At 65.1% G+C, this 22,277-nt stretch carries 22 protein-coding genes; 18 read left to right on the top strand and 4 right to left on the bottom strand.

Annotation, left to right across the window (positions count from 1 at the left end):
- The first annotated feature begins 46 nt into the window (after window positions 1-46).
- The 15 genes from X907_RS10160 to X907_RS10090 all read left to right on the top strand — a co-directional run bounded on the left by X907_RS10160 (window position 47) and on the right by X907_RS10090 (window position 16,081).
- Window positions 47-1,384, top strand: a complete 1,338-nt coding sequence (locus X907_RS10160) for a hypothetical protein (RefSeq protein ID WP_127567640.1) — start codon at window positions 47-49, stop codon at window positions 1,382-1,384.
- A gap of 40 nt (window positions 1,385-1,424) precedes the next feature.
- A complete protein-coding gene (locus X907_RS10155; protein WP_127567638.1) occupies window positions 1,425-2,075 on the top strand; it encodes a DUF938 domain-containing protein in 651 nt (216 codons plus the stop codon).
- Window positions 2,072-3,028, top strand: coding sequence for a tetratricopeptide repeat protein (locus X907_RS10150; RefSeq protein WP_127567636.1), 957 nt, complete (start codon window positions 2,072-2,074; stop codon window positions 3,026-3,028). The genes X907_RS10155 and X907_RS10150 overlap by 4 nt, the downstream gene beginning before the upstream one ends.
- On the top strand, window positions 3,025-3,522 hold the full coding sequence (gene ccmE / locus X907_RS10145) for a cytochrome c maturation protein CcmE (RefSeq protein ID WP_127567634.1): 498 nt from the start codon (window positions 3,025-3,027) through the stop codon (window positions 3,520-3,522). The genes X907_RS10150 and ccmE overlap by 4 nt, the downstream gene beginning before the upstream one ends.
- Window positions 3,519-5,447 carry a heme lyase CcmF/NrfE family subunit gene (locus X907_RS10140; protein WP_127567632.1) on the top strand — a complete coding sequence of 643 codons (1,929 nt, stop codon included), beginning with the start codon at window positions 3,519-3,521 and terminating at the stop codon, window positions 5,445-5,447. Before ccmE ends, X907_RS10140 begins: the two co-directional genes overlap by 4 nt.
- Window positions 5,444-5,815 carry a cytochrome c-type biogenesis protein gene (locus X907_RS10135; RefSeq protein ID WP_233352306.1) on the top strand — a complete coding sequence of 124 codons (372 nt, stop codon included), beginning with the start codon at window positions 5,444-5,446 and terminating at the stop codon, window positions 5,813-5,815. Before X907_RS10140 ends, X907_RS10135 begins: the two co-directional genes overlap by 4 nt.
- A gap of 54 nt (window positions 5,816-5,869) precedes the next feature.
- On the top strand, window positions 5,870-7,084 hold the full coding sequence (locus X907_RS10130) for a bifunctional alpha/beta hydrolase/OsmC family protein (protein WP_127567630.1): 1,215 nt from the start codon (window positions 5,870-5,872) through the stop codon (window positions 7,082-7,084).
- A gap of 138 nt (window positions 7,085-7,222) precedes the next feature.
- Complete coding sequence (locus tag X907_RS10125; protein WP_233352304.1) at window positions 7,223-8,704, top strand: Do family serine endopeptidase; 1,482 nt, start codon at window positions 7,223-7,225, stop codon at window positions 8,702-8,704.
- 37 nt (window positions 8,705-8,741) lie between these two features.
- The gene (locus X907_RS10120) at window positions 8,742-9,413 is read left to right on the top strand and encodes a response regulator transcription factor (protein ID WP_127567628.1); all 672 of its coding nucleotides are present in this window, start codon (window positions 8,742-8,744) and stop codon (window positions 9,411-9,413) included.
- On the top strand, window positions 9,410-10,861 hold the full coding sequence (locus X907_RS10115) for a sensor histidine kinase (RefSeq protein WP_233352302.1): 1,452 nt from the start codon (window positions 9,410-9,412) through the stop codon (window positions 10,859-10,861). The genes X907_RS10120 and X907_RS10115 overlap by 4 nt, the downstream gene beginning before the upstream one ends.
- Window positions 10,862-10,903: 42 nt before the next feature.
- The gene (locus tag X907_RS10110; RefSeq protein ID WP_127567626.1) at window positions 10,904-13,774 is read left to right on the top strand and encodes a bifunctional [glutamine synthetase] adenylyltransferase/[glutamine synthetase]-adenylyl-L-tyrosine phosphorylase; all 2,871 of its coding nucleotides are present in this window, start codon (window positions 10,904-10,906) and stop codon (window positions 13,772-13,774) included.
- 70 nt (window positions 13,775-13,844) lie between these two features.
- A complete protein-coding gene (locus tag X907_RS10105; RefSeq protein ID WP_127567624.1) occupies window positions 13,845-14,450 on the top strand; it encodes a hypothetical protein in 606 nt (201 codons plus the stop codon).
- On the top strand, window positions 14,419-15,126 hold the full coding sequence (locus X907_RS10100; RefSeq protein ID WP_233352300.1) for an RNA polymerase sigma factor: 708 nt from the start codon (window positions 14,419-14,421) through the stop codon (window positions 15,124-15,126). Before X907_RS10105 ends, X907_RS10100 begins: the two co-directional genes overlap by 32 nt.
- Window positions 15,123-15,545, top strand: a complete 423-nt coding sequence (locus X907_RS10095; RefSeq protein WP_127567619.1) for a hypothetical protein — start codon at window positions 15,123-15,125, stop codon at window positions 15,543-15,545. The genes X907_RS10100 and X907_RS10095 overlap by 4 nt, the downstream gene beginning before the upstream one ends.
- Window positions 15,545-16,081 (top strand): periplasmic heavy metal sensor, encoded by a 537-nt coding sequence (locus tag X907_RS10090; RefSeq protein ID WP_127567617.1) that lies wholly within the window; start codon window positions 15,545-15,547, stop codon window positions 16,079-16,081. The genes X907_RS10095 and X907_RS10090 overlap by 1 nt, the downstream gene beginning before the upstream one ends.
- A 1-nt stretch (window position 16,082) precedes the next feature.
- On the opposite strand, the gene X907_RS10085 is transcribed toward X907_RS10090, so the two are convergent.
- From X907_RS10085 to X907_RS10070, 4 genes are all read right to left on the bottom strand, one after another.
- Window positions 16,083-18,566, bottom strand: coding sequence for a sensor histidine kinase (locus X907_RS10085; protein WP_127567615.1), 2,484 nt, complete (start codon window positions 18,564-18,566; stop codon window positions 16,083-16,085).
- A gap of 111 nt (window positions 18,567-18,677) precedes the next feature.
- Complete coding sequence (locus tag X907_RS10080; protein WP_127567613.1) at window positions 18,678-19,232, bottom strand: hypothetical protein; 555 nt, start codon at window positions 19,230-19,232, stop codon at window positions 18,678-18,680.
- A gap of 131 nt (window positions 19,233-19,363) precedes the next feature.
- On the bottom strand, window positions 19,364-20,290 hold the full coding sequence (locus tag X907_RS10075) for a DUF4349 domain-containing protein (RefSeq protein WP_127567611.1): 927 nt from the start codon (window positions 20,288-20,290) through the stop codon (window positions 19,364-19,366).
- A gap of 105 nt (window positions 20,291-20,395) precedes the next feature.
- Window positions 20,396-20,662 carry a hypothetical protein gene (locus tag X907_RS10070; protein WP_127567609.1) on the bottom strand — a complete coding sequence of 89 codons (267 nt, stop codon included), beginning with the start codon at window positions 20,660-20,662 and terminating at the stop codon, window positions 20,396-20,398.
- 207 nt (window positions 20,663-20,869) lie between these two features.
- Here X907_RS10070 and X907_RS10065 point away from each other — a divergent pair, with 207 nt between their 5' ends.
- The 3 genes from X907_RS10065 (at window position 20,870) to fliR (ending at window position 22,276) form a co-directional block, all read left to right on the top strand.
- The gene (locus X907_RS10065; protein WP_127567607.1) at window positions 20,870-21,163 is read left to right on the top strand and encodes an aspartate decarboxylase; all 294 of its coding nucleotides are present in this window, start codon (window positions 20,870-20,872) and stop codon (window positions 21,161-21,163) included.
- An 83-nt stretch (window positions 21,164-21,246) separates the two neighbouring features.
- Window positions 21,247-21,510, top strand: a complete 264-nt coding sequence (fliQ, locus tag X907_RS10060; RefSeq protein ID WP_127567604.1) for a flagellar biosynthesis protein FliQ — start codon at window positions 21,247-21,249, stop codon at window positions 21,508-21,510.
- Window positions 21,511-21,517: 7 nt separating this feature from the next.
- The gene (fliR, locus tag X907_RS10055; protein ID WP_127567602.1) at window positions 21,518-22,276 is read left to right on the top strand and encodes a flagellar biosynthetic protein FliR; all 759 of its coding nucleotides are present in this window, start codon (window positions 21,518-21,520) and stop codon (window positions 22,274-22,276) included.
- Window position 22,277 lies beyond the last annotated feature (1 nt).

The following is a 22,277-nucleotide window of genomic DNA, read 5'->3' as shown; positions in this document are numbered from 1 at the left end:
GCAAAATGTGACGCTGGACCCCGGATTTTCCATCCTGGCCACTTCAATGACCACGCTGACACCCGCCAAGATCGCCCAGTTGCGCGCCCTGATGAGCGCCCTGCCTGCGGCGTTGTCGGCCCGCATCGTGGAGGCGGCAGGGGCAGGCGACGAGGCTATGGGCCAGCTGCTTCATGCCTGCACCAGAAAGGCGGAAGTCTATGCGCGGGAGCGCTTTTTCTCGCCTGTTGCGCCGCTGAGCCTTGATCCGGCCCTTGCCCGTCCATCGCTGGCGCATATCCCGCCTGCCATGCTGGCGACCGTGTGGGGCTGGTTGGACGAAACGCTCGCGCCTGACATCACATCGGACATGAAGGCGCGGTGCGCAAACCCGCTCCTGCCGCCCGATGACAGGGCCGAGGATGGGCTAAGGGCCGACGCTTCGCGGCGTATCCTGGCCACGATTGACGAGCTGCGTGACGATCCGCGCGCCACCAAGCAGTTGCGCCACCGGCTTGGGGTCAGTGATTTTCGTGCGGTGCGCGATCTGGCGACCATCCTGCGGACGGCGCCGGTCCTGCGCGCAGCCATGGCAGGCATTCCGGAAGAAGTTTCCGAGCTAAGTGAGGAACTGGCCCAGACGCTGCGCGACCAGTATGACGAGGCTTGTGCGGCGGACCCGGACGCAGGTGTCTGGTTTCTCTATCTGGTCATGGCGCGCCTGACACGCCCCTGGGCCATACTTCGCGTGTTCGAGAAGATTGTGCGGCGCGACGATGACTTCCTGCTTTCGCGTACCGATGTTTCCACCATAGGTGACGCCCTGCTGGAAGATGCGGCCTATTATGTCAGCGGGTTTGCCGAGATCCCTGCCAGTATCGAGGCTGCGCGCGAGATGGCCGCTGCCCTGACCCAGTTTGCCACGGTCACGGTGGGGATGAGCCGGGAAATAGGCATCCGCAAGGATGGTGGCTGGGGACGCCAGATACTGGCCCTGCGCCAGCGTGCCTCGGCCCAGATGGAGGCGATCCATGCGGCCGCCCTGACCCAGCTCGACAAGACGGTCCCCGATCCGCACAAGCCGTTGCCGGCAAGACTGAAGCTATCGGGCGAGGCGCTGGCGTCGGCGGCTACGCGCATGGAGGTGTTTTGCACCTTTTTGCGGCTGACGCGTGATGATGCGTCGCGGGCAGCGGTTGGCGGCGCGCATGCTGGAGTGTTGGACCGGATCGGCCAGCGCTTCGACATGGTCTCGGAAATGTTGCTGGCACAGATGAGAAACACTCCGGGCGATAGCGATCTGACGGAGCGTGCTGCGGTCATCGCGCGGCTGATGACGGCGATGGGGCAACAGGATATTGCATCGGTCTTCCTGCGGCGCGCAGCCGCAGCACGCGCCGCGTGAATGGCTTTATCCCGGGCGGCCAGCAGCCTATGTAGGCGGGATGACCCGTTCATCTCCCATCGCCCTTGAGGATCGCGGCCAGACCGGCGCACGCCTCAGCTCGCCCAGTGCAGCGCGCAATCGCGAGGTCATCGCCGCGGCGCTTGCGAGGGTTCTGCCGCAAGGTTCGCGGGTGCTCGAAATCGCCAGCGGCACTGGCGAGCATGCTCTGGCTTGTGTGACCGGGCGCGCTGATCTTCACTGGCAACCCAGCGATCCAGACGCGGCCTCTCGCGCCAGTATTGATGACTGGGCCCGCGATGGCGCCGGGCGCATTGCTCCCGCGCTTGATCTGGACACGCAGCAATCCGGCTGGTGGCAGGCCGTTCCACTGCCGCTATCTGCGGTGTTCTGCGCCAACATGATCCATATCGCGCCGTGGAAAGCGGCTGAAGGCCTCGCCGAAGGGGCCGCAACGCTGCTGGACGAGGGCGGCCTTCTGATCCTGTACGGCCCGTTCCTGGAGGGAGCAGACACCGCGCCGTCCAATCTGGACTTTGATGCCAGCCTGAAGGCGCGCGATCCGCGCTGGGGCGTACGGGCACGCGAGGATGTCGAGGCGCTCGCGGCGCGATACGGATTTTCCCTCCTGCAACGGCTGGAAATGCCCGCCAATAATCTGGTTCTGGTTTTTGCAAAGGGTGCGCCATGATTGCTCTCACGCTGATAATTGCAGCGCTGGGCGTGGGTGTGGCGATGTGGATTGCATCCCCGCTGGCCAAAGGCGCCGCCTCGCCCATGCACCGGCTGGTAGCGTTTGGCGTCATGGCGGGTCTCGCGGTCGGTGCGCTGGGCATCTATCTGGCCGGCGGACAGCCCGGTCTGGAGGGGCGGCCCTATGCGGACACCGAAGCCCGGCTGGCGGCGATACCGCCGGACGAGCTGACGGGGGAGGAGCAGGAGGAACGCCTGCGCGCCATCGTAAGGCGTGAACCCGGCAATCCTGAAGCGCTGGCCATGCTGGGCCGGTTTCTGGCGTTTGACGGGCGCCATCTGGAAGCCATTGCGATGCTGGAACGCTCCGTGCGCGTGCGCGAAGACGCGCGCGTGCTGTCCGATCTTGGACAGGCGCTGGTCAATCTCAACGAAGGCACTGTCACCCCCGAAGCCGAGCGCGCATTTGCCGCCTCAATGGAGCTGGACGGCACGCTGCCTGAACCGGCCTTTTTCCTGGGCGCTGCGGCCTATGATGCCGGTGATCGCGAGGCGGCGCTGGATTACTGGGCAGGCATTGTCGGGCGCCTGCCTTCCGATGACCCTTTCCGGCAGGCGATTGCCGTTCGTGCAGCTGATCTGCTTTCGCGTCCTGCTGGCGGCCCGCAGATGATGGATGCCGGGGCGATGGACCCGGATGAAAGCCCCGACGCAATGGTGGCACGAATGGTCGCAGGGCTGGAGGCTGGACTTGAAGCGGATCCGGATGATTTAACCCGCTGGATGGTGCTGGCGCGTGTGCGCGCAGTGCTTGATGACCGCGAAGGCGCCCGCGCAGCGATAACCGAGGCGCGCGCGCGCGCTGGCGGAGATGCCGGTATCGGCGCTATCCTCAACGCGCTTGAACGGGCGGGCGGTCTGGAGCCTGAAGCAGAGGGTGAAACAGAGTGATCAAGGCGCGCAAACGTCTCTGGGTCGTGCTGGCATCTGCCGGCGTGCTGGTGTCTGCCGGTGTGCTGGCGGGTTTTGCCTTGCGTGATGCGATGACCTTTTTCCACTCGCCGGCCATGGTCGCCGAAGCGCCGCCACTGCCCGGCGAGCGCATCCGGGTTGGCGGACTGGTGATCGAAGGCTCGGTCGAGCGTCCCGCATCGGGCGGTGCAAGCTTCTCGGTAACCGACACGATCGCAGACATCCGTATTACCTATGCGGGGTCGCTGCCTGACCTGTTCCGTGAGGGGCAGGGCATTGTGGCTGAAGGCGCGTTTGAGGAAACCGGCCTGTTCGTGGCCAGCCGCGTGCTGGCCAAGCATGACGAAGCCTATATGCCGCCGGAAGTGGCTTCTGCGCTGGCCAGCGCCGAGGCGCAAGGTGCGCTGCCGGGCAGCACCGGGCGCGATGCCTGGACGCTCGGTCAGGCGCGCATCGGGCAAAGCCGGACATGATCGCCGAGCTTGGCCGTTTTCTGATCGCGCTGGCCCTGATCGCCTCACTCGCGCAGATGGCGCTTAGCTGGGCTGGGGCCAGTCAGGGCGGGCGTTCTCCCTATGCCGCTGCCGGGCGCACGGCCAGCCTTGCAGCGCTTCTCACTTCGGCTCTGGGCTTTGCGCTGCTGATTGCGGCCTTTGTCCAGTCAGATTTCTCGGTGGCGTATGTCGCGGGGCATTCCCATGTCGACAAGCCGCTTTTCTACAAAATCACGGCGGCCTGGGGCGGGCATGAAGGCTCGATGCTGCTCTGGTGCCTCATTCTGGCGCTCTTCGGTTATGGCCTGACGCGGGTGGGGCCGGCCGAGCCGGCTTTCAGGGCGCGCGCTGTCAGCCTGCAAGGACTGTTGCAGACCCTGTTCTTCGCCTTTCTGGTGTTTGCGTCCAACCCGTTCGACCGGCTGGACCCGGCGCCCCTGCAGGGACGCGATCTCAACCCGATCCTGCAGGATCCGGCCTTGGCCATTCACCCGCCGCTCCTCTATCTGGGCTATGTCGGCCTGTCGGCAGCGTTTGCCATTGCTGCGGCGGGACTGATCCAGAAAATCAGCGGACGCGATATTGCCCGCGCCCTGCGGCCCTGGGCGCTGGGCGCCTGGGCGAGCCTGACGGCCGGTATCTCGCTGGGCGCGTGGTGGGCCTATTACGAGCTCGGCTGGGGCGGCTGGTGGTTCTGGGACCCGGTCGAAAACGCCAGTTTCATGCCTTGGCTTTTGGGGGCGGCTCTGGTTCACTCCGCCATCGCCACCGAAAAGCGCGGGGCGTTTCCCGGCTGGACGGTTTTCCTCGCGCTGCTGGCTTATATCCTGTCGATCCTCGGCGCCTTCCTTGTGCGCTCGGGCGTTATCACCTCGGTACATGCCTTCGCACTCGATCCTGAACGTGGCGTCTGGATTCTGGGCATGCTGGGCGTCTCGGCCGTCGCGGGCTTTGGGCTTTTCGCGCTGCGTGCCGGGCATCTGGGTGAGGGCGAAGGGTTTGAGCCGACCAGCCGCGAAGCCTTCATTGGAGCGAACAATCTGCTTCTCGCGGCGGCTTCGGGCGTGGTGCTGGTCGGTACGCTCTACCCGCTGTTTGTGGAGATGCTGGGCGGTGCGCCGGTTTCGGTTGGCCCGCCCTATTTTGATGCGGCCGCAACACCCCTGCTTGTCCTGACGCTCCTTCTGATGCCCCTGGCGCCCTTCCTGCCATGGTCGAATGGCGGCGCGAAACCGGCGCTGAAACAGATCCGCGCTGCACTGCTGCTGGTGCCGGCGGCGCTGGCGGGTATCGCTCTGGTCTGGTTTGGCGCGCCGGTTCTGGCGGTGATTGGCGGGGCGCTGGGCGTCTGGGCGATGGCCGGGGCCGTGATGGACATCGCGAAAGCCTTCCCGCTGGCACAGACGCGTGCGCTGAAATTCGCCGCTGCCGGACGGGCCATGGCGCATGCCGGGGTCGGCTTCATCGCGCTGGGCGCGGCAGCCGATGCCTCGCGCCCGCCGGATGTAAACAGCGCGCTCGGCCGCGGTGAAAGCATAGAGATTGCCGGACACACGCTGACCCTCACCGATGTGCGCCGCGCCGATGGCCCGAACTATCTGGCGGATCGCGCCACGCTTGCCGTGTCGGACGGGCGCACAATCAGCCCGGAGCGGCGTTTCTACTGGGCGGCTGACCAGCATACCCGCGAAGTGGGGCTGGGCTCGTCCATCACTGGCGACCTCTATGTCTCCATCGGCGAGGCGCGTCCGCGCGAGGACGGCAGTGCGGCTTACGAAATCCGCGCCGCCTTCCACCCGCTGGTCTGGATGCTGGGCCTTGGCGCGACGCTGATCGTGCTGGGCGGGTTATCGGCACTGACAGCGCAGGTGCTTACCCGCCGCCAACGCGCGGTGCTGCCATGATCGCCGCGCTCCTGATGGCCCTGGCCCTGCAGGCCGCGCCCGAACTGGCACCGGCTGACGAGGCGCGCGCGCAAGGCCTGATGCGTGAAGTGCGCTGCATGGTGTGCGCGGGCGAGTCGGTGCTGGATTCCAGTGCGCCGATGGCGGGCGATATGCGCCGCTTCATCCGCGAGGAGATTGCCGCAGGGCGCGAAGACGAGGCCGTGCGCACCGCGCTGGTGGCGCGCTTTGGCCATGAAGTGCTGATGCGCCCGCCCATGGAGCCGCGCACTCTGCCGCTCTGGCTGGCGCCTTTGATCTTTCTGGCATTGGGCGGCGCGCTCCTGTTCACCAGCATGCGCCGCAAGGCCGCCAAGGACGGCTTGTAAGCGCAAGCTGCTTGCCGGACACTCCTGCCGTCAAGGCAAAGCAGGAGTGGTGAGATGCGGTCGGAAAAGCTGGAATTTGAGGGCAGCCAGGGCGAGACGCTGGCGGCAAGGCTGGACAGGCCCAAGGCGCCGCCGCGCGGCTATGCGCTGTTTGCCCATTGCTTTTCCTGCTCCAAGGACACGCTGGCGGCCGCACGGGTGGCGCGCGAACTGGCAGCTCACGGCATTGCGGTCCTGCGCTTTGATTTCACCGGGCTCGGGCAGTCGGACGGCGAGTTCGCCAATACGAATTTCTCCTCCAACATTGAAGATCTGCTGCGTGCTGCCGATCATTTGCGTGAGCACTACGAGGCCCCCTCCATCCTGATCGGGCATTCGCTTGGCGGCGCGGCGGTGCTGGTGGCGGCGGAAAAAATTCCCGAAGTGAAGGCGGTCGTGACCATCGGCGCACCTGCCGATGCGGCTCATGTGGAGAAGCAGTTCACCGATGATGTGGACACGATCCACCAGACCGGCGAGGCGCGCGTCCAGCTGGCGGGACGGCCCTTCACCATCCGCAAGCAGTTCCTTGACGACATTGCCGGACAGAACGTGCTGGACGCTGCCAAAGGGCTGAAAGCGGCCCTGCTCGTCGCGCACGCGCCGCGCGATGAGATTGTCGGTATCGATAACGCGACGCGGCTGTTCGTTGCTGCGAAACATCCCAAGAGCTTTCTCAGTCTTGATGATGGCGATCATTTGCTGACCGGCGCCGCGCATGCGGCCCACGCAGCCAAGGTCATCGCAGCCTGGGCGGAGCGCTATGCGCTGAACGATCCGCTGCCTGCTGCGCCCGCCTCGCCACCGGGCCATAACTCAGCCCTCGTGCAGGAAACAGGCAAGGGCGCTTACTTGAGCTGGGCATCGACAGGCGAAGCGCGCTTTCTGGTCGACGAGCCGGAGGAGCTTGGCGGGTTTGATGCCGGTCCGGCTCCCTATCAGCTTCTTTCAACCGCGCTCGCTGCCTGCACCACCATCACCTTGCGGATGTATACAGACCGGAAGAACTGGGCGCTGGGGCGTATCTCGACCCACGTGACCCATGCCAGAAGCGACGCCGAAGACGGCCAGCCGCCGCGCGATGTTTTTACCCGCGCGATTTCGGTTGAGGGCGGGTTGAGCGCAGAGCAGTCAGACAAGCTCGTCGAGATTGCGAACAAGTGTCCGGTCCACCGCACGCTGGAACGCAGCTCCCATATCGACACCGCCTATGCGGGTGACGAGACCTGACCCCCTTTATCATTACAGCTTCGTCACCATTTGGTAATAGAGCGTAGAGCCTGACCCGTTCATGAACGCGGTCAGGGACGATCTGGCTCCGCCCTTGCAAGCGGGGTCAAACCACACCCAACCGCCAGAGGATTTCTCATGATGTCACCGCGCGCCTTCCGTTCGCTTCTGATCCCCGCCCTGCTTGCGGGCAGTGTCTGCCTGATGCCGATGGAGCTCTCTCCGGGCGCATCGGCCCAGACCGCCAGAAGCGCGGCTTCCATGCCGCCCGGCACGCCGATGTCGTTTGCCGACCTGATCGAACGGGTCAGTCCGGCTGTTGTCTCGATTGAGGCGGCGGGCAGCGTCGATCCGCGGGGTGTGCCGGACCTGTCCGACATTCCGCCCCAGTTCCGCGAGTTCTTCGAGCGCTTTGGCGGGCAGGGTGCCCCGGCCCAGCCGCGTGAGCGCCGCTCGCAAGGGTCTGGCTTCTTCATCTCCGCTGACGGCCTGCTTGTAACCAACGAACACGTCATTGCCGGATCCAGCGAGATCACGGTGACGCTGTCAGATGGCTCCGAGTTTCCGGCGGAAGTGGTAGGCCGGGATGCGGCGACGGACATTGCCCTTTTGCGGGTGAACGGCTCGGGCAGGGAATTTGCCCATGTCAGCCTGGACCGCACCCCCTCCATCCGTGTGGGTGACTGGGTCGTGGCTGTCGGCAACCCGTTCGGCCTTGGCGGCACGGCGACGGCCGGCATCGTCTCCGCGATTGGCCGCCCTCTGGGCAATACCCAGCTCTACACGAACTTCCTGCAGATCGACGCCCCCATCAACCGGGGTAATTCCGGCGGCCCTGCCTTTGACCTCAATGGCAATGTAGTGGGCGTGAACTCTGCGATCTTCTCGCCCACGGGCGGCAATGTCGGCATCGGCTTCGCCATCCCTTCAGATCTGGCCGCGTCCGTTGTTGACCAGCTGATCGAAGGCGGTGAAGTGCGCCGCGGCTATCTGGGCATTGCGCCGCAATCGTTGACCGCTGATCTGGCTGAGAGCCTTGGCCTGCCGCGTGACCGGCGCGGCGTGCTGGTTGCTGAAGTCATCGCCGGAACCCCGGCCGCCGAAGCCGGCCTGCAGAACGGCGATGTCATCATCCGCATTGACGGTCAGGCTGTGAACGAGCAGCGCGAGCTGTTCCAGCGCATCGGTTCGGTGCCGCCTGGCGAGCGGGTCGAGCTGCGCGTGATCCGTGACGGCCGTGAACGCACCATCCGCGTCCGCCTGTCGGAGCGCCCGGATGCCGGTACGCCGTCATCCACGCCTGAAGTCCAGCCTTCGCGCAATGAAGTGTTCGGCATGAGCCTCGCTCCGGCGGACGATGCTGCGCGCGAGCGTGTGGGTGCCAGCGGAACGCGCGGCCTTCTGGTGAGCGGTGTGCGCTCAGACTCCGAAGCCTCGCGCCGCGATATACGCAATGGCGATGTCATTCTGGAAGCGGGTGGCCGCGATGTCAGCAGCGTCGAGGATTTGCGGGCCGCAGTGGCGGCGGCGCGCGAGAGCAACCGCAACGCGGTGCTTGTTCTGGTAGCCCGGCAGCAGGGCGGGGTGCGCTATGTCGCTCTCCGGCTGGACGCTGAATAGGGCGGCATAATCACTATCTGGATCGGGAGTTCCGGGCATGCGCGTTCTCATCATGGAAGACGACAAGCAGGTAGCGGCCTTCATGTGCCGGGGCCTGCGCGAGGCGGGGCATGTCTGCGACGCAGCCCATGACGGCGAGGAGGGCCTGGATATGGCCCGTGACGGCCAGTATGACGTGCTGGTCGTTGACCGGATGATGCCCCGGCGTGACGGGCTGTCCGTGATCGAGACGCTGCGCGCCGAAGGCATGGCAACCCCGATCCTCATTCTCTCCGCTCTGGGCGAGGTGGATGACCGGGTGGACGGGCTTAAATCCGGCGCTGACGATTATCTGGTCAAGCCCTACGCTTTTGCCGAGCTTCTGGCTCGCGTCGAGGTTCTCGCCCGGCGCCGAGATCCGGGCTCGGTCCAGACCCAGCTTGCCGTGGGTGATCTGGAGATGGATCTCCTGGCGCGTACGGTTAAGCGCGGCGGGGAGGATGTGCTCCTGCAGCCGCGCGAATTCCGCCTGCTGGAGTTTCTCATGCGTCATGCCGGACAGGTGGTGACGCGCACCATGCTGCTGGAAAAGGTCTGGGACTATCACTTTGACCCCCAGACCAATGTCATCGATGTCCACATTTCCCGGCTCCGCTCCAAGATCGACAAGCCGTTCGGGTCGACCATGCTGCACACCGTTCGCGGTGCCGGTTACCGGCTGCAGGCGTGAGCGACGCGCCGTTGTCCACTCCGGGCTCGGATGGCAGGTTCGTCCTGCCATCCTTTGCCCGTACTACGGCCTTCCGGCTAACCCTGCTGTCGGCGGCGCTGTTTGCGGTTTCCAGCTTCGTCATTCTGGCGCTGGTTTATGCCGCGACTGTTACCGCGGGCGTGCGCCGCGCCGATAATGCGATTGCGCAGGAAAGCATCGCCATCGAGGCGCGCTTCCGGGCTGAAGGGGCCGCTGCGGCCAACCGCTATATCGTCCAGCGTTCGGTGGCTGGCGGGGAATTTCTTTATCTCCTCAACCAGCCATCCGGGCGGCGGCTGTCGGGCAATATCTCCAACCTTCCGGCCATCGCGCCGGACGATCAGGGGCGTGTGCGTTTCACCTATGAGCGTGCGCCGCTTGGCGGGCAGACGGCGGCAGAGCCCAGCCGGGCGGCGCGCGGCCTGATCAGCGAGCTGGAAGGCGGATACACGCTTTTCGTCGGCCTTGATGTCGAGGACGAGGCGCGCTTCGTCACCTATATCCTCAACGCTGTGCTGATCGCGTCGGGCCTCGCTGTGGCGATGGGCATTGTGTCGGGCGCGGTGGTCAGCCGGCGCTTTTCGCGCCGTCTCGATGACATCAATGCAGCGGCCCGTGAAGTGATGGCCGGACGGCTGCAGAGCCGTGCGCCGCGCAACTTCTCCGGTGACGAGCTTGATGACCTCGCTTCCAACTTCAACGACATGCTGGACCGCGTGGAGCGCCTCATGCAGCGCATGCGCTCGGCGGGCGATTCCATCGCGCATGATCTGCGCCTGCCGCTGACGCGCATGCGCGGGCGGCTGGAAGCGGCGCTCGTGACCGAAGGCGATCTGGCCGACCGTGAGGCCGCGCTGGCGCAGGCGATCTCGGATGCTGACGAGCTATTGAAGACCTTCAATGCCGTGATGTCGCTCTCCCGGCTTCAGACCGGCGAGCGCCGCCGTGCGTTTGAAACGCTCGATCCGGCAGAGATCATTGCCGACGTGGCCGAGCTGTACGAGCCGGTATGCGAGGAAACCGGCCATGATTTCGCGATGGATGCTGCTGCTGGCCTTTCCATACTGGGCGACCGCGAACTGGTAGCGCAGGCGATTGCCAACCTTGTGGACAACGCCATCAAGTACACGCCCGAGGGCGGCGCCATCATGTTGCGCCTGCGGGCGACATCCAGCGGCGCGGTGGAGATTTCGGTGACCGATACCGGCCCCGGCATCCCGCCAGAGGAACGCCCCCGCGTGCTGGAGCGGTTCGTGCGTCTGGAAGCCAGCCGCAACCTGCCCGGTGTGGGACTCGGCCTGTCACTGGTTCAGGCCATTGCGGAGGTACACGGCGCCGAGCTGAAACTCGATGACGGCCCCGGCGGGCTGGACGGTGCCGGGCCGGGCCTGCGCATCGCATTGCTGTTTCCCACTCATCGCGCGTGACGCGCTTGCCTTGAAGGTCAGACGCGGGCCAGTTTGCGTCCCATGACCGCCCCCGTCTCCAAACGCATCACTAAAGCGCTTCCTGTCCGCGACGCTGACGCTGCCCTTCAGCGGCGCGCCAATATTCCGTCAGCTGCACTGTCCGCCTGGCCGCCGGAGTTTCTTGATGCAGTGATGTCGGCCTCGCCCTATCTGGCCCGGCTGATGGAGCGGCGCGCCGACACCCTGCTGGCGCTGGCCACGGATAGCCCGGAATCGGTGTGCGAGGCGGTTATTGCCAGCGCGCGCCCGGCAGGCGCATGTGACACCGAGGCTGACCTTATGCGGGCCTTGCGAGAGGCCAAGATGGATATTCATCTGGCCACAGCGCTGGCCGATCTGTCTGGCGCATGGCCGCTGGAGCAGACAACGGCCACCATCTCCGCCTTCGCTGATGCCGCCCTTCAGGGCGCGCTGGGCTTTGCGGCGCGGGAGATGGGGCTGGCGGGCGACGATGGTGCGGTGGCCGGGTTTGCCGTGCTGGCGCTTGGCAAGCTGGGCACGCAGAGCCTCAACTACTCCTCCGATATTGATCTGGTTGTTGTGTGGGAGGCCGAGCGCTTCCTTGTGCCCGAAGGCAAGGAGCCGCAAAAGCTGGCCACGCGCCTCACCCAGCGCCTTGTGCGCCTGATGAGCGAAATGACGCCTCAGGGCTATGTCTTCCGCACCGATCTGCGCCTGCGCCCCGACCCGTCCTCGACGCCGCTGGCGGTCAATGGCGACATGGCGCGTCACTATTTCGAGGCGGTAGGCCAGAACTGGGAACGGGCCGCCTATGCCAAGGCGCGCGCGGTGGCGGGCGACATCGAAGCCGGCAACGCCTTCATCGCCGATCTGGAACCCTTCATCTGGCGGCGTACGCTCGATTTCGCGGCCGTGGAGGACATCCGGGCGCTGGCCAAGCAGATTCAGGCCGTTGGCAATCGCGCGGAGCTGAATGTTGCCGGGCACGATGTGAAGCTCGGACTTGGCGGCATACGTGAGGTGGAGTTTTACGCCCAGGTGCTGCAGCTGGTGTTTGGCGGGCGAAAGCCGGAGCTGCGCGTGGCGGGTACGTTGTCAGCCCTCAAGGCCTTGCGCGAGGCAGAGCTTATCGAAGCCGATACGGCGCGTGTGCTGGCTGACAGCTACAGCTTCCTGCGCCATGTCGAGCATCGCATCCAGATGCTGGATGACGAACAGACCCAGACGCTTCCACAGAAGGATGCTGACCGGGCACGCGTTGCCGCCCTTGCAGGCTATGCCGGGCTCGAGGCGTTTGATGCGCGTGTGGCCGATACGCTGCGCGCCGTACACAACGCCTTCACCGAGCAGTTCGAGGAGGGCGAGAGCCTCGCCACCCATGAAGGCAGCCTGGTGCTGACCGGGGTGGAACCGACGCCTGACACGCTTGAAACGCTCTCCCGGCTGGGCTTTTCCGATCCGATGCGCATCTGGCATCAGCTGTCGGGCTGGGCGGCAGGCAGGGCGCGGGCCGCGCGCACAGAGCGGGCGCGCAGGCTGTTCTCGCGCCTGGCGCCGCGTCTGGTGGAAGCCATTGGCGCGACCGGCGATGCCGATGCGGCCTTTGCCCGGTTTGCGGCCTTTTTTGAAGGCCTGCCCTCCGGCGTGCAGCCGCTATCACTTCTCACCGCGCATCCGGCGCTTGCCGACGAGCTGGTCGCCATTCTGGGGCTGGCACCCAGCCTCGCCGAGGAGATTGGCAAGCGCCCGGCATTGCTGGATGTGATGCTGGAGCCTGCGTTTGCGGCACCGCTGTCGGAGACCGGGCCAGCTAGCCAGGAAGCGCTGACGGAGCGTCTGGCACGGGGGGAGACCTTCGAGGATGCCATGAATACCGCGCGCCGCTTCGTGCGCGAGGAGCGCCTGCGCATAGGCGCGCAGCTTCTGCGGGGCCGGGCAGGGGCCAGCGAGGCCGCTCAGGCCTATTCGCTGCTCGCGCGCCATAGTGTGACCGCGATGGCGCAAGCGGCTGAGCGCGAGATGGAGCGCCGTCACGGGGCCGCGCCCGGCCGGTGGCATGTGCTGGGCATGGGCAAGCTGGGCGGCGGGGAATTATCAGCCGATTCCGATCTGGATCTGATCGTCGTGTACGAGCCGCAGGCCGAGCAGTCCGACGGTGCCCAGCCGCTCGAAGCGCCGGTCTGGTTCACGCGCTTCACCCAGCGCCTTGTGTCAGCGCTCTCTGCGCCGACTGAGGAAGGGGCGCTCTACCCGGTTGATCTGGCCTTGCGTCCGTCGGGTTCTGCCGGGCCTGTAGCGGTCTCGCTGCAGCGCTTTGAAACCTATTACCGTGAGGAGGCATGGGTGTGGGAGCGCATGGCGATGACGCGTGCGAGCCTGGTCGTTTCCAGCGGGGATGACAGGGCTGTCTCCACGGCCATCTCGGATACGGTCAATGCGCACACGCTGAGCGAGGGAGAGGTGTGCAAGGCCGCCAGCGACATGCGCGCCCGTCTGGAGCGCGACAAGCCTGCGGGCTCGTCTTGGGACCTCAAGCTGCGTCAGGGCGGTCTGATGGATATTGAGTTCGTCGCGCAGGCAGGGCTGGTGGCGGGCCGGCTGGGCTGCGAACCGTCCACGCGCAAGGCGCTGGAAAGGCTGGCAGGTGAAGGCTGGCTGGAGGCGTCAGACAGTCACACCCTGCTGGAAGCCCATGCGCTTTACGAAGCGGTGACGCAGCTGACCCGGCTGGCCCATGGCAGCGGATTTGATCCGCAAGATGCCAGCGAACCGTTCGCCCGGCGTCTCGCTCAGGCGGCAGGCTGCGCCAATCTCGAAGCGCTAAGAGCGCGGGTAGAGGCGCTTGCTACTCAGACAAGAGCCATATTTATCAAGGCAGTAGAAAAAAGGGCATCTACGCGCGACGGATAGGAGCGCCGCACTTCGTTTGAATGGGTGCAGAGGGACAACTGCTCACCGAAGCAATCGGAGTTACGACGCAATGAAAACCTCCCTGAAATTTGCCGCAGCTGCTCTGGCGCTCGGCTTTACGTCTGTACCGGTCATGTCTGTCAGCGCTGTTGCTGCTGAAGCGGCCGTGCAGGAATCTGAAGCTGGCGAACGCGGTGAACGCCGCGGCCATCGCTGGGGCCATCGCGGCCCGCGCGCCAATCCTGAAGCTTTTGCCGAACGTCTCGCCGACATTGATGCTGACGGCGATGGTGTCATCACCCGCGCCGAGTTTCTGGCCCATCACAACACCATGTTTGACCGCATGGACGCCAATGATGACGGCGTCATCAATGCGGCTGACCGTGAGTTGATGCGCGAGCGCTGGGCTGAACGCCGGGCCGAGCGTGCCCCTGAAGATGGCGAACGCCGCCGTCAATGGGGCGAGCGTGGCGGCGAGCGCAGCGAACGTGCTGATCGCGAGATCACCCGCGCTGATTTCGAGGCGCGCGGTAATGCCATGTTTGACCGCTGGGCTGGTGAAGGTAATGATTCCGTCACCGTCGCCGCTGTGCAGGAACGTATGGCGGAAATGCACGCTCAGCGCGGTGAACGGGGTGAGCGCGGTGAACGCCGCCAACGCCGCAGCCGCGACTAGAGCGACTGAAGGTCAGCTTGTCAGGGAGGCGTCCATCCGGCCGGTTCTGCAGGTCATTACCGGCTCGGGAAAGGGCGCCGTCCCTGACGGCGACGCCGCGCTGGCGCGCGCGCTCGCTCAGGGCGATAGCGTTGCCATGCAGGCGTTCATTACCCGGACCCTGCCCAAGATCACAGGCGTTGCCTGGCGCCTGCTGGGCGATAGCAGCGAAGCCGAAGACGTGGCTCAGGAGACCTATCTGAAGGTCTGGCGCCATGCTCACAAATGGAAGCCCGGCACGGCGCGTTTCGATAGCTGGGTGATGAGAATTGCGGTCAATCTTTGTTATGACCGCCTGAGAAAACGCCGCGAAACCAGCATGCCCGAAAACTATGAGCGGGCAGATGGCGAGGCGGATGCCGACAGCGTACTCGCGGGCAAGGACAGTCAGGAGGCCGTACGCGCCGCTGTTGCTGCCTTGCCCGAACGCCAGCGCCTTGCGCTTGAACTTTGTCATTTTCAGGAGCTGGGCAATATCGAGGCGGCAGAGATAATGGAGGTCAGTGTGGAAGCGATGGAATCCCTGCTGTCACGAGCGCGGCGCAGCCTGCGCGAACAGCTGGCAGACAACGCAGCCGACCTCATAAACACGCTGGCTCATGGCCGTGGCGATCAAAGCCGGGGGGACCCGATATGATGGACCAGACACGATTTTCCGCGCTTCTCTCCGCCTATGGGGCGGACCCCAAACGCTGGCCGCAGGCAGAGCGTCCCGGCGCGCTTGCCTTCATGGAAAACAATGGCGAGACGGCCACCAGGCTGATGGCAGAGACCGGCGAGCTGGACGGGCTGCTGGAAGCGGCGCGGGCAGAACCACCCTCTGCGGAGCTTGCGGGGCGCATACTTGCCGCCGGGCAGGCGCAGGCGCGCTTTGCGCCTGAATGGGCGCGGCTGGCGGCTGTGCTTGCGCTCAGCGCCGGGCTGGGGCTTGGCTGGGGCGGTGCAAGCCTTGGCGGTGCCAGTCAGAGCGATGCGGCCTATGCCATGGCCTTCTCCAGCTTTGCTGACCCCGCCTATGAAGAGCTTGTCGATTTCATTGATGGTGAGGGGCGCTGATGAGCTGGTTTGAAGGGCGGCGTTTCTGGATTGCACTTCTCGTCGTGTCGCTGGGCGCCAATGGCGTGCTGGCAGGGATACTCGCCCAGCGTGCGCTGACGCCGGCAGGCGCTGTCCATGAAGCGGGCGGGCATATGCCCGGCGGTGGCGGCTTCAATCCGCGCGCCTTTATTGCCGCGCTGCCCGAGGAACGCCGCGAGACGGCCAGCGCCGAGTTGCGCGAGGGTCTGCGTGAGCTGCGTCCCCTGTTTGGCGAGATGATTGCACGCCGCCGCGAGATGAACGCGCTTCTGCGCGCCGAGGCGTTCGATGAGACAGCCATGCTGGCGCTGACCGCGGACATTCGCGCCTTGCGCTCTCAGCTGGATGCGGCGGGTGAAGAGGTAATCCTCGGTATCGTTTCGGACCTTGAGCCGGAGGCCCGCCGGGCCGCGCTGGAGGCGGCCTACGCGCCGGGCGGGCGGGGCATGAGGCGGGGTGGTGAAAGGCCGGGCGAAGAACACCGTCACCATCACGGTGGCGAACGGCCCGAATAGGCTATTCTGCGGCCTCGTTGACGGCGCTCGTATCACCATTGTCATTGCCTCCCGGCTGGTCCTGATGCCGGGGAATGGTGAAGGAGATGGTGGTGCCCTTGCCCAGCACCGAGTCGATACGCAGCTCGCCGCCATGCAGCTCCACCAGCGATTTCGACAGGGCCAGACCGAGGCCTGAGCCCTGATAGCTCTTGGAGTGCTGGCTCTCGATCTGCTCGAATGGCCGGCCGAGCCGGGGCAAATCTTCTTCCGCGATGCCAATGCCGGTATCGGCAACCTGCAGCACAATGCCGTCAGCGGCCTCGAACCCGCGCACCACGACGCGGCCGCCCTCCGGCGTGAACTTCACCGCGTTTGACATCAGGTTCAGCAATATCTGCTTGAGCGCGCGCGGGTCGGCATCAATCTCTGGCAGATCACCGCATTCGGCGCGCACCTGCAGGCTCTTTTCCTGTGCGCGTGCGCCGATCAGGCGGATGCACTGATCGATAACGGCAGCCGGATCGAGCGGTTCGGTCTGCAGGCTCATCTTGCCCGCCTCAATCTTCGACATATCGAGGATGTCGTTGATGAGCGAGAGCAGCAGGCCACCCGAATTGTGGATGTCGCCAGCATACTCGATATAGCGGTCATGGCCGAGCGGGCCGAAAATCTGCTTCTGCATCATCTCGCTGAAGCCGATAATGGCGTTCAGCGGCGTGCGCAGCTCATGGCTCATATTGGCCAGGAATTCAGACTTGGACCTGTTGGCCTCTTCGGCGCGCAGCTTTTCCTCGTGATGACTCCTGGCGAGCTCCCTGATCTGCTGGGATGAGGTTTCGAGCTCGTTATAGGACTGACGCAGCCTCTCCTGGTTATCGCGCAGCTCGCCCTGCTGCTGCTTGAGAAGCGTGATGTCCGCGCCCACGCTGACCAGGCCGCCATCGGCGGTCTGACGTTCCGAATAATGCAGCCAGCGTCCGTCGGTCAGTTCCATCTGGTAGGACTCACCGTCATTCTCGCTGGCGTGGACATTGGCTATAGAGCCGGACGCTGCTGCTTCCACAGCTTCATACGCCATGCCCGCACGCAGAGAGCCTTCAGGCAGGTTGAAGAAATCGCGGAATTTGCGGTTCCACAGCACCAGGCGGCGGCGCGAGTCCCAAAGCGCGAAACTTTCCGTCATGGACTCCAGCGCTGCCCGCAGGCGGGTTTCGGCGGCGAGTACGCGCTTCTGGGCGCCTTTACGCTCGGTCACATCAATCGCGACGCCGACGAGGCGCCGTCCCGGTCCGGCCCCGTCAGTGGCCAGAGGGCGGCCGCGCATCTGCACCCAGACAGCCAGATTTTGCGCGCGAACCTCCAGATCCACCTCTTCCGCTCTGGATGCAGCCCGGATGGCCGTGCGCAGGCGGGAGCGGTCCTCGTTCGACAACAGCTGGAGAAACTCGGCGCCGGACATGCTGGCTGCATCATCCAGCCCCAGCATGCGGGCAAAGGAGTCGGTGATGAAAACGGCGTCGGTTTCCAGATCCCAGTCCCAGACGCCGCAGCGCGCGCCTTCGATGGCCAGCCGGAAGCGGCGCTCGGAATCACGCAGGCGCGCTTCAGCCTTTTTCAGCGCCCCGGTCTGCATCAGCAGCACGACGTAAAACGCGATGGCGGTAAACAGCGGCCCGAAGAACAGAAGAGCATGGAAAATGAGCGTCATGTTCCAGGCCATGGCGTCGAGCCCTGCCGGGCCAACGGCGTAGACGTACAAGGGGGCGTCACGCAGCCGGGCCACCCCCAGCACCTGCTCGGTCTCGCCAAGGCGCGCGCCCGTCATGGCGCCGCCGCCGGAATCGCCCAGCGCCCGGACGTCAGAACTCTGCAGCCCGAACCGCTCGGCTGCCAGCGGAGCCCCGGAAACCGGCGCTTCCGGGAATAGCGCGAGCGTGCGGCCCACGCTGTCAGTCAGCACGGCAATACGGGCGGCGCGGTCCGCGCTTATCAGTTCGGACGGGCTGGCGAAGGCCAGCAGCGTGCCTACGCGCCGGTCCGGCAGTGGAACCGGCGCTGCCAGGACGACATGGGTAGTATCGCCGGCAATACCGGCAACCCATTGTGGCCCGCCAAGCGCTGCATCGGCTGCTGCAGCCAGATCAGCGGGCACGCTTCCAGCTGTCAGTGGCGTGCTGTCGGGCAGCCAGAGCGCCGCCCCAGACACGTAAGACGAGCCAGTAACGGCCTCTACAATGGCAAGCTGGCCCTCCTCGTCACCGGGCCGGGCAAGGCTGGCGGCAGCAAAGCTCAGGGCGCCGCGTATCTCGGACAAGCGCCCGGAGACACTTTCCGCGATGAAGGCGGCGCTGCGGGCCTGACGGTTTTCCGCGTCTGCGCGTGCAGAGGTCCACTCCATCTGCAGCTTGGCCCAGATGACGGTGCCGAACACGCCTGCGAAAACGATGAGGAAAATCAGGACAAGACGGGACAGGCGTGCGCGCCCGGAGGCTGGCCCGTCCATGGCCGGCCGTCCGTGCGGACGCCGTGCGTCGGTATTGCGCGCTGTCCGGGCTCGAATCATCGCTCCCAGAATAGGGTTGCAGGCCGGTAAACGTCCAGCGCCTCTAAGGTATTATTCGGCGGCCTGGCTGGCCGCGCTTCCCGCCTCGCCCGGCTTCGCCCGGACCGTGCGCACGGTCTCTGACATCTGGCGGGCAAGCCCCACCAGTTCGGGCCCGCATTCAGGATTGTCGGCAACGGCGCGCGCCACCGCTTCAGCCAGTGCCAGAAGGCGCGGGGCCTGCGCGATCAGGCGCGCTTGCGTCTCGATGCGGTGCGGGTCGCGGTCATATTCGGCGCCCGGCGTACGCCAGCCGCCCCAGTTCTGCTGGTCGGTGACGACCACCGGATAGGTGCCGGGGAAGGGGTGGTGGGCGCATTCTTCGGGCGTCTGCCATTTATTGGCCGCGCGCAGTACACGCCAGTTATTGCCCGTGTTTTCGCCGCCGCCATCTTCAACCGCCAGCTCGTGCGCCTGGAAATCGCGCCCCAGCCCGCAATCGTAGAAGACCTTTACCGGCTCCTCGACATCGCGGACCCATTGCGGCTTGACCTTCTCCACCAGCGCCCATGTGCCGACCGGATGGACGAACACGCGCTGGTGCTTGTGAAAGACGGCCTTGGCCATGACAGGCTCCGCTGTTTCTCGCCGGAGAGGCGAAATCACGGACACATTACGCCAGCCGGTTTAGAGCGGCGTTAAAGAGCGTGGTTAACGCGCCGTTTGCACGTCTGTGCAAACGGCGCGTCAGGACCGGACTATGATGGCTTGGCTACAGCCTTCTTGCGCTTGCGCCGCACCAGCAGCCAGCGAATGAGGAAGACCGCCGGTATCAGAAGGATCAGCCAGGGCAGGATCACGGCTATGAACACGATCACCGCTGCCACGCCTTCAGAGAGCGTGTCGGTGAAGTCTTCCAGCGCCTGCATGATCGGGTTGAAGCGCACCGGCGAGGTCTGGCTGACAATCGGGTGGTAGTGCAGCGTCAGGCGCGATGTCTCGACGCGTGTACGCAGCGCCGCGATGACGCTGGCGCGGCTGTCGATATCGGCCTGCACGCGGGCCAGCTCCCGCTCGACGGCCAGTATGTCGGCCATGGGGCCTTCATTGGTCTCCAGCAGGGCTTGCAGCCGGTCACGCAGGGCCGTCTGGGCGCGAAGACGTGCTTCGCCGTCGACAATCTGGGTGGTCAGATCATCAACGCTGGTGTTTTCGCTCTGGATATTGCCGCCGGCCTCATCGACCTCGCCCGCCAGGCGTTCGCGGAAGCTGGCGATCCAGTCCGGCCGGGCGCGTATCTCCAGCGCGCCGGAGGGGCGCTCGCCATCAGGATCATTGATCGTCGCGCTGACGACGCGGCAGACACTGCCACCGGCTGCCGCGCAGGCCTGCTGGTGGGCGGTGTGAACATCGGCCAGTACGCGGGCTGGCAGGCGCAGGCCGTAATTATGCGCATAGGCCAGCAGAGCCGCCTGTTCCTCCTGCGCGCCTGCTTGTGGCGGCGGGGGCGGAGCGGGGCTGGCCTGTCGGGAGGACAGTGCCATCTCATACATTTGCGGCGGAGAGGCGGCGTCTACTGCCGCATCGCCGCGATCGCGAAAGCCACCGTCCTGACCGCCATTACCACAAGCTGCCAGCGCAAGCGCAGCCAGCAATACCGCGCCCGTCATCACGCGAACTGTCATCACACATTCCTCCCCGTTGCCGCCAGATGATGGCGTATCCGGGGGGAAGTGTGCGCGGTCAATTATGGCAACGGCAAGACGGGCTGGCCCGGCTGACGGCGAATGTCAGACCAGTTCGCCGGTCAGTCTCTGCCGCTCCAGCGCGAGGGCGCCGCGGATAAGGATCACGGTCAGCACCACTGCGCCGATACCGGCGAGCACTTCGCCGATCTCGATGGCCAGCATGGGCAGGTGCAGGGTCATGCCCAGCGCCCAGATCACGGCCGCGACGGTCAGAAAGCCGGTAACGGTGATGAAGAGCGAGCCGGTCACAGCGGCGATGATGGCATACAGGGTGAGCCGCGCCGGTGACGCGGCGGTCTCGGTGGTCATGGGGAACTCCAGACAAAAGAACGCTCAAAAAAATATTGCGCGCGGGCCGCAAGGGTGTCCGCCGCGCATCGACATATTTGGCAATCAACGGGGGCGCCGAAAAGAGGGTATGTGCGTAAATGCCAGCGGGCAGGGAATCGGCTAGAACTGCCGACTGCAGGCCGCTTTTCGGCGGTTCCCATGTCCCGGCTGGAAAGGGTTGAAACAATGAGTGATGCACCGCTTGGCTCGAAGGCCAATCCCTCGCAGTTCGACTGCCTGCCCGATCTTGCCGACGATGAGCCCTATTTCGTGATCCGCGCTCACGATCCGCTGTCCAACGCACTCGTTGAGCTGCACGCCTATATCGGGGCCGGGCAGGCGGGCGCTGCCCACAACAAGCTGGCCGAGATCATGGCGCTGACATCGGAGCGCCCGCCTCGTCCGTCAGGTTCGCCCAAATACCGGGAAACGTTTGCCATTTCCGGCGCCATGGAGCGGTGGCGGCGCGATAACGCGTAAACAGGGTAAACGGATGTTTAACCTTTCTTAACCGGCGCAATGGCGTCTGGACCAACACGTAACGCCAGCGGGAGCCTGACAGAATGACGGGCGCAGAAGTGCTTGATGTTGGCCGTGAAGCCATCTGGACCATGCTTGCCATGGCCGCGCCCATCATGATTGTCGGGCTGACCGTTGGCGTCATCATCGCGCTGTTTCAGGCATTGACGCAGGTGCAGGAGATGACGCTGGTCTTCGTGCCGAAGATTTTCGCGATCTTCCTGGCGCTGATTGTCTTTATGCCGCTGATGGGCGCGGTGCTGGGCGCATTCATGACCAATATCGCGGACAGAATCGCGGCAGGCTGAAGCCGCGATGATTCTGACCTTCGATCTTCCTGCCATCGTCTTTGCCGCCGCGCTGGTGTTCGCCCGCATGGGCGCAATCCTCATGCTGCTGCCGGGCTTTGCCGAGCCGGGCATCCCGATCCGCATCAGGCTGTCTTTCGCGCTGGCATTCTCCTTTGCCATCGGGCCGGTCGTGGCGCCGATGCTGCCCGCGCAGCCTGATACGCTCGGCGGGCTTGCTGGCTATGTCGCTGGCGAGGCGGTCATCGGCCTGATGATTGGCGGCGTTGCACGCATGCTGCTGGCCTCCGCATCCGTGGCAGGCCAGGTGATCGGCTATCAGAGCGGTATTGCCATGGCCCAGGCGTTTGACCCGGCGCAAGGTCAGACCGGCGCCTTGCCGGCGGCCTTCCTGAACCTGCTTTTCATCGTGCTGATCTTCACCACCAATCTGCACCATCTGCTGCTGCAGGCGGCGGCCGGCTCCTACATGATGATGCCGGCCGGTCAGGTGCCCATGTGGGGTGATGCGGCGCAATGGGCCGTGGATATTTTCATCAGCGCGTTCAATATCGGTATCCAGCTGGCCGCCCCGCTGGTCCTGTTCGGGCTCGTCTTCTATCTGGGCCTTGGCGTGCTCTCGAAAATGATGCCCCAAGTGCAGATATTTTTCGTCGCCATGCCGGTGAACATCCTGATCGGTTTCACCATTTTCGCGCTCGCCCTTGGTACTATCGCCATGGTCTGGCTGGAGCGCTTTGAAGCCTTCACCGCAACGCTGATGTGAG

The sequence above is a fragment of the Glycocaulis alkaliphilus genome, from assembly GCF_004000605.1.
Lineage (GTDB): Bacteria > Pseudomonadota > Alphaproteobacteria > Caulobacterales > Maricaulaceae > Glycocaulis > Glycocaulis alkaliphilus.
Note: the sequence above shows the minus strand (reverse complement) of the source record. Positions and strands in the feature narration are given on the sequence as shown.

Excerpts from the sequence above, each read along its gene's own strand:
- X907_RS10160 (WP_127567640.1), top strand. The coding sequence starts at position 47 with ATGACCACGCTGACACCCGCCAAGATCGCCCAGTTGCGCGCCCTGATG.
- X907_RS10155 (WP_127567638.1), top strand. The coding sequence starts at position 1,425 with ATGACCCGTTCATCTCCCATCGCCCTTGAGGATCGCGGCCAGACCGGC.
- X907_RS10150 (WP_127567636.1), top strand. The coding sequence starts at position 2,072 with ATGATTGCTCTCACGCTGATAATTGCAGCGCTGGGCGTGGGTGTGGCG.
- X907_RS10140 (WP_127567632.1), top strand. The coding sequence starts at position 3,519 with ATGATCGCCGAGCTTGGCCGTTTTCTGATCGCGCTGGCCCTGATCGCC.
- X907_RS10135 (WP_233352306.1), top strand. The coding sequence starts at position 5,444 with ATGATCGCCGCGCTCCTGATGGCCCTGGCCCTGCAGGCCGCGCCCGAA.
- X907_RS10130 (WP_127567630.1), top strand. The coding sequence starts at position 5,870 with ATGCGGTCGGAAAAGCTGGAATTTGAGGGCAGCCAGGGCGAGACGCTG.
- X907_RS10125 (WP_233352304.1), top strand. The coding sequence starts at position 7,223 with ATGATGTCACCGCGCGCCTTCCGTTCGCTTCTGATCCCCGCCCTGCTT.
- X907_RS10120 (WP_127567628.1), top strand. The coding sequence starts at position 8,742 with ATGCGCGTTCTCATCATGGAAGACGACAAGCAGGTAGCGGCCTTCATG.
- X907_RS10110 (WP_127567626.1), top strand. The coding sequence starts at position 10,904 with ATGACCGCCCCCGTCTCCAAACGCATCACTAAAGCGCTTCCTGTCCGC.
- X907_RS10105 (WP_127567624.1), top strand. The coding sequence starts at position 13,845 with ATGAAAACCTCCCTGAAATTTGCCGCAGCTGCTCTGGCGCTCGGCTTT.
- X907_RS10095 (WP_127567619.1), top strand. The coding sequence starts at position 15,123 with ATGATGGACCAGACACGATTTTCCGCGCTTCTCTCCGCCTATGGGGCG.
- X907_RS10090 (WP_127567617.1), top strand. The coding sequence starts at position 15,545 with ATGAGCTGGTTTGAAGGGCGGCGTTTCTGGATTGCACTTCTCGTCGTG.
- X907_RS10085 (WP_127567615.1), bottom strand. The coding sequence starts at position 18,566 with ATGGACGGGCCAGCCTCCGGGCGCGCACGCCTGTCCCGTCTTGTCCTG.
- X907_RS10080 (WP_127567613.1), bottom strand. The coding sequence starts at position 19,232 with ATGGCCAAGGCCGTCTTTCACAAGCACCAGCGCGTGTTCGTCCATCCG.
- X907_RS10075 (WP_127567611.1), bottom strand. The coding sequence starts at position 20,290 with ATGACAGTTCGCGTGATGACGGGCGCGGTATTGCTGGCTGCGCTTGCG.
- X907_RS10070 (WP_127567609.1), bottom strand. The coding sequence starts at position 20,662 with ATGACCACCGAGACCGCCGCGTCACCGGCGCGGCTCACCCTGTATGCC.
- X907_RS10065 (WP_127567607.1), top strand. The coding sequence starts at position 20,870 with ATGAGTGATGCACCGCTTGGCTCGAAGGCCAATCCCTCGCAGTTCGAC.
- fliQ (WP_127567604.1), top strand. The coding sequence starts at position 21,247 with ATGACGGGCGCAGAAGTGCTTGATGTTGGCCGTGAAGCCATCTGGACC.
- fliR (WP_127567602.1), top strand. The coding sequence starts at position 21,518 with ATGATTCTGACCTTCGATCTTCCTGCCATCGTCTTTGCCGCCGCGCTG.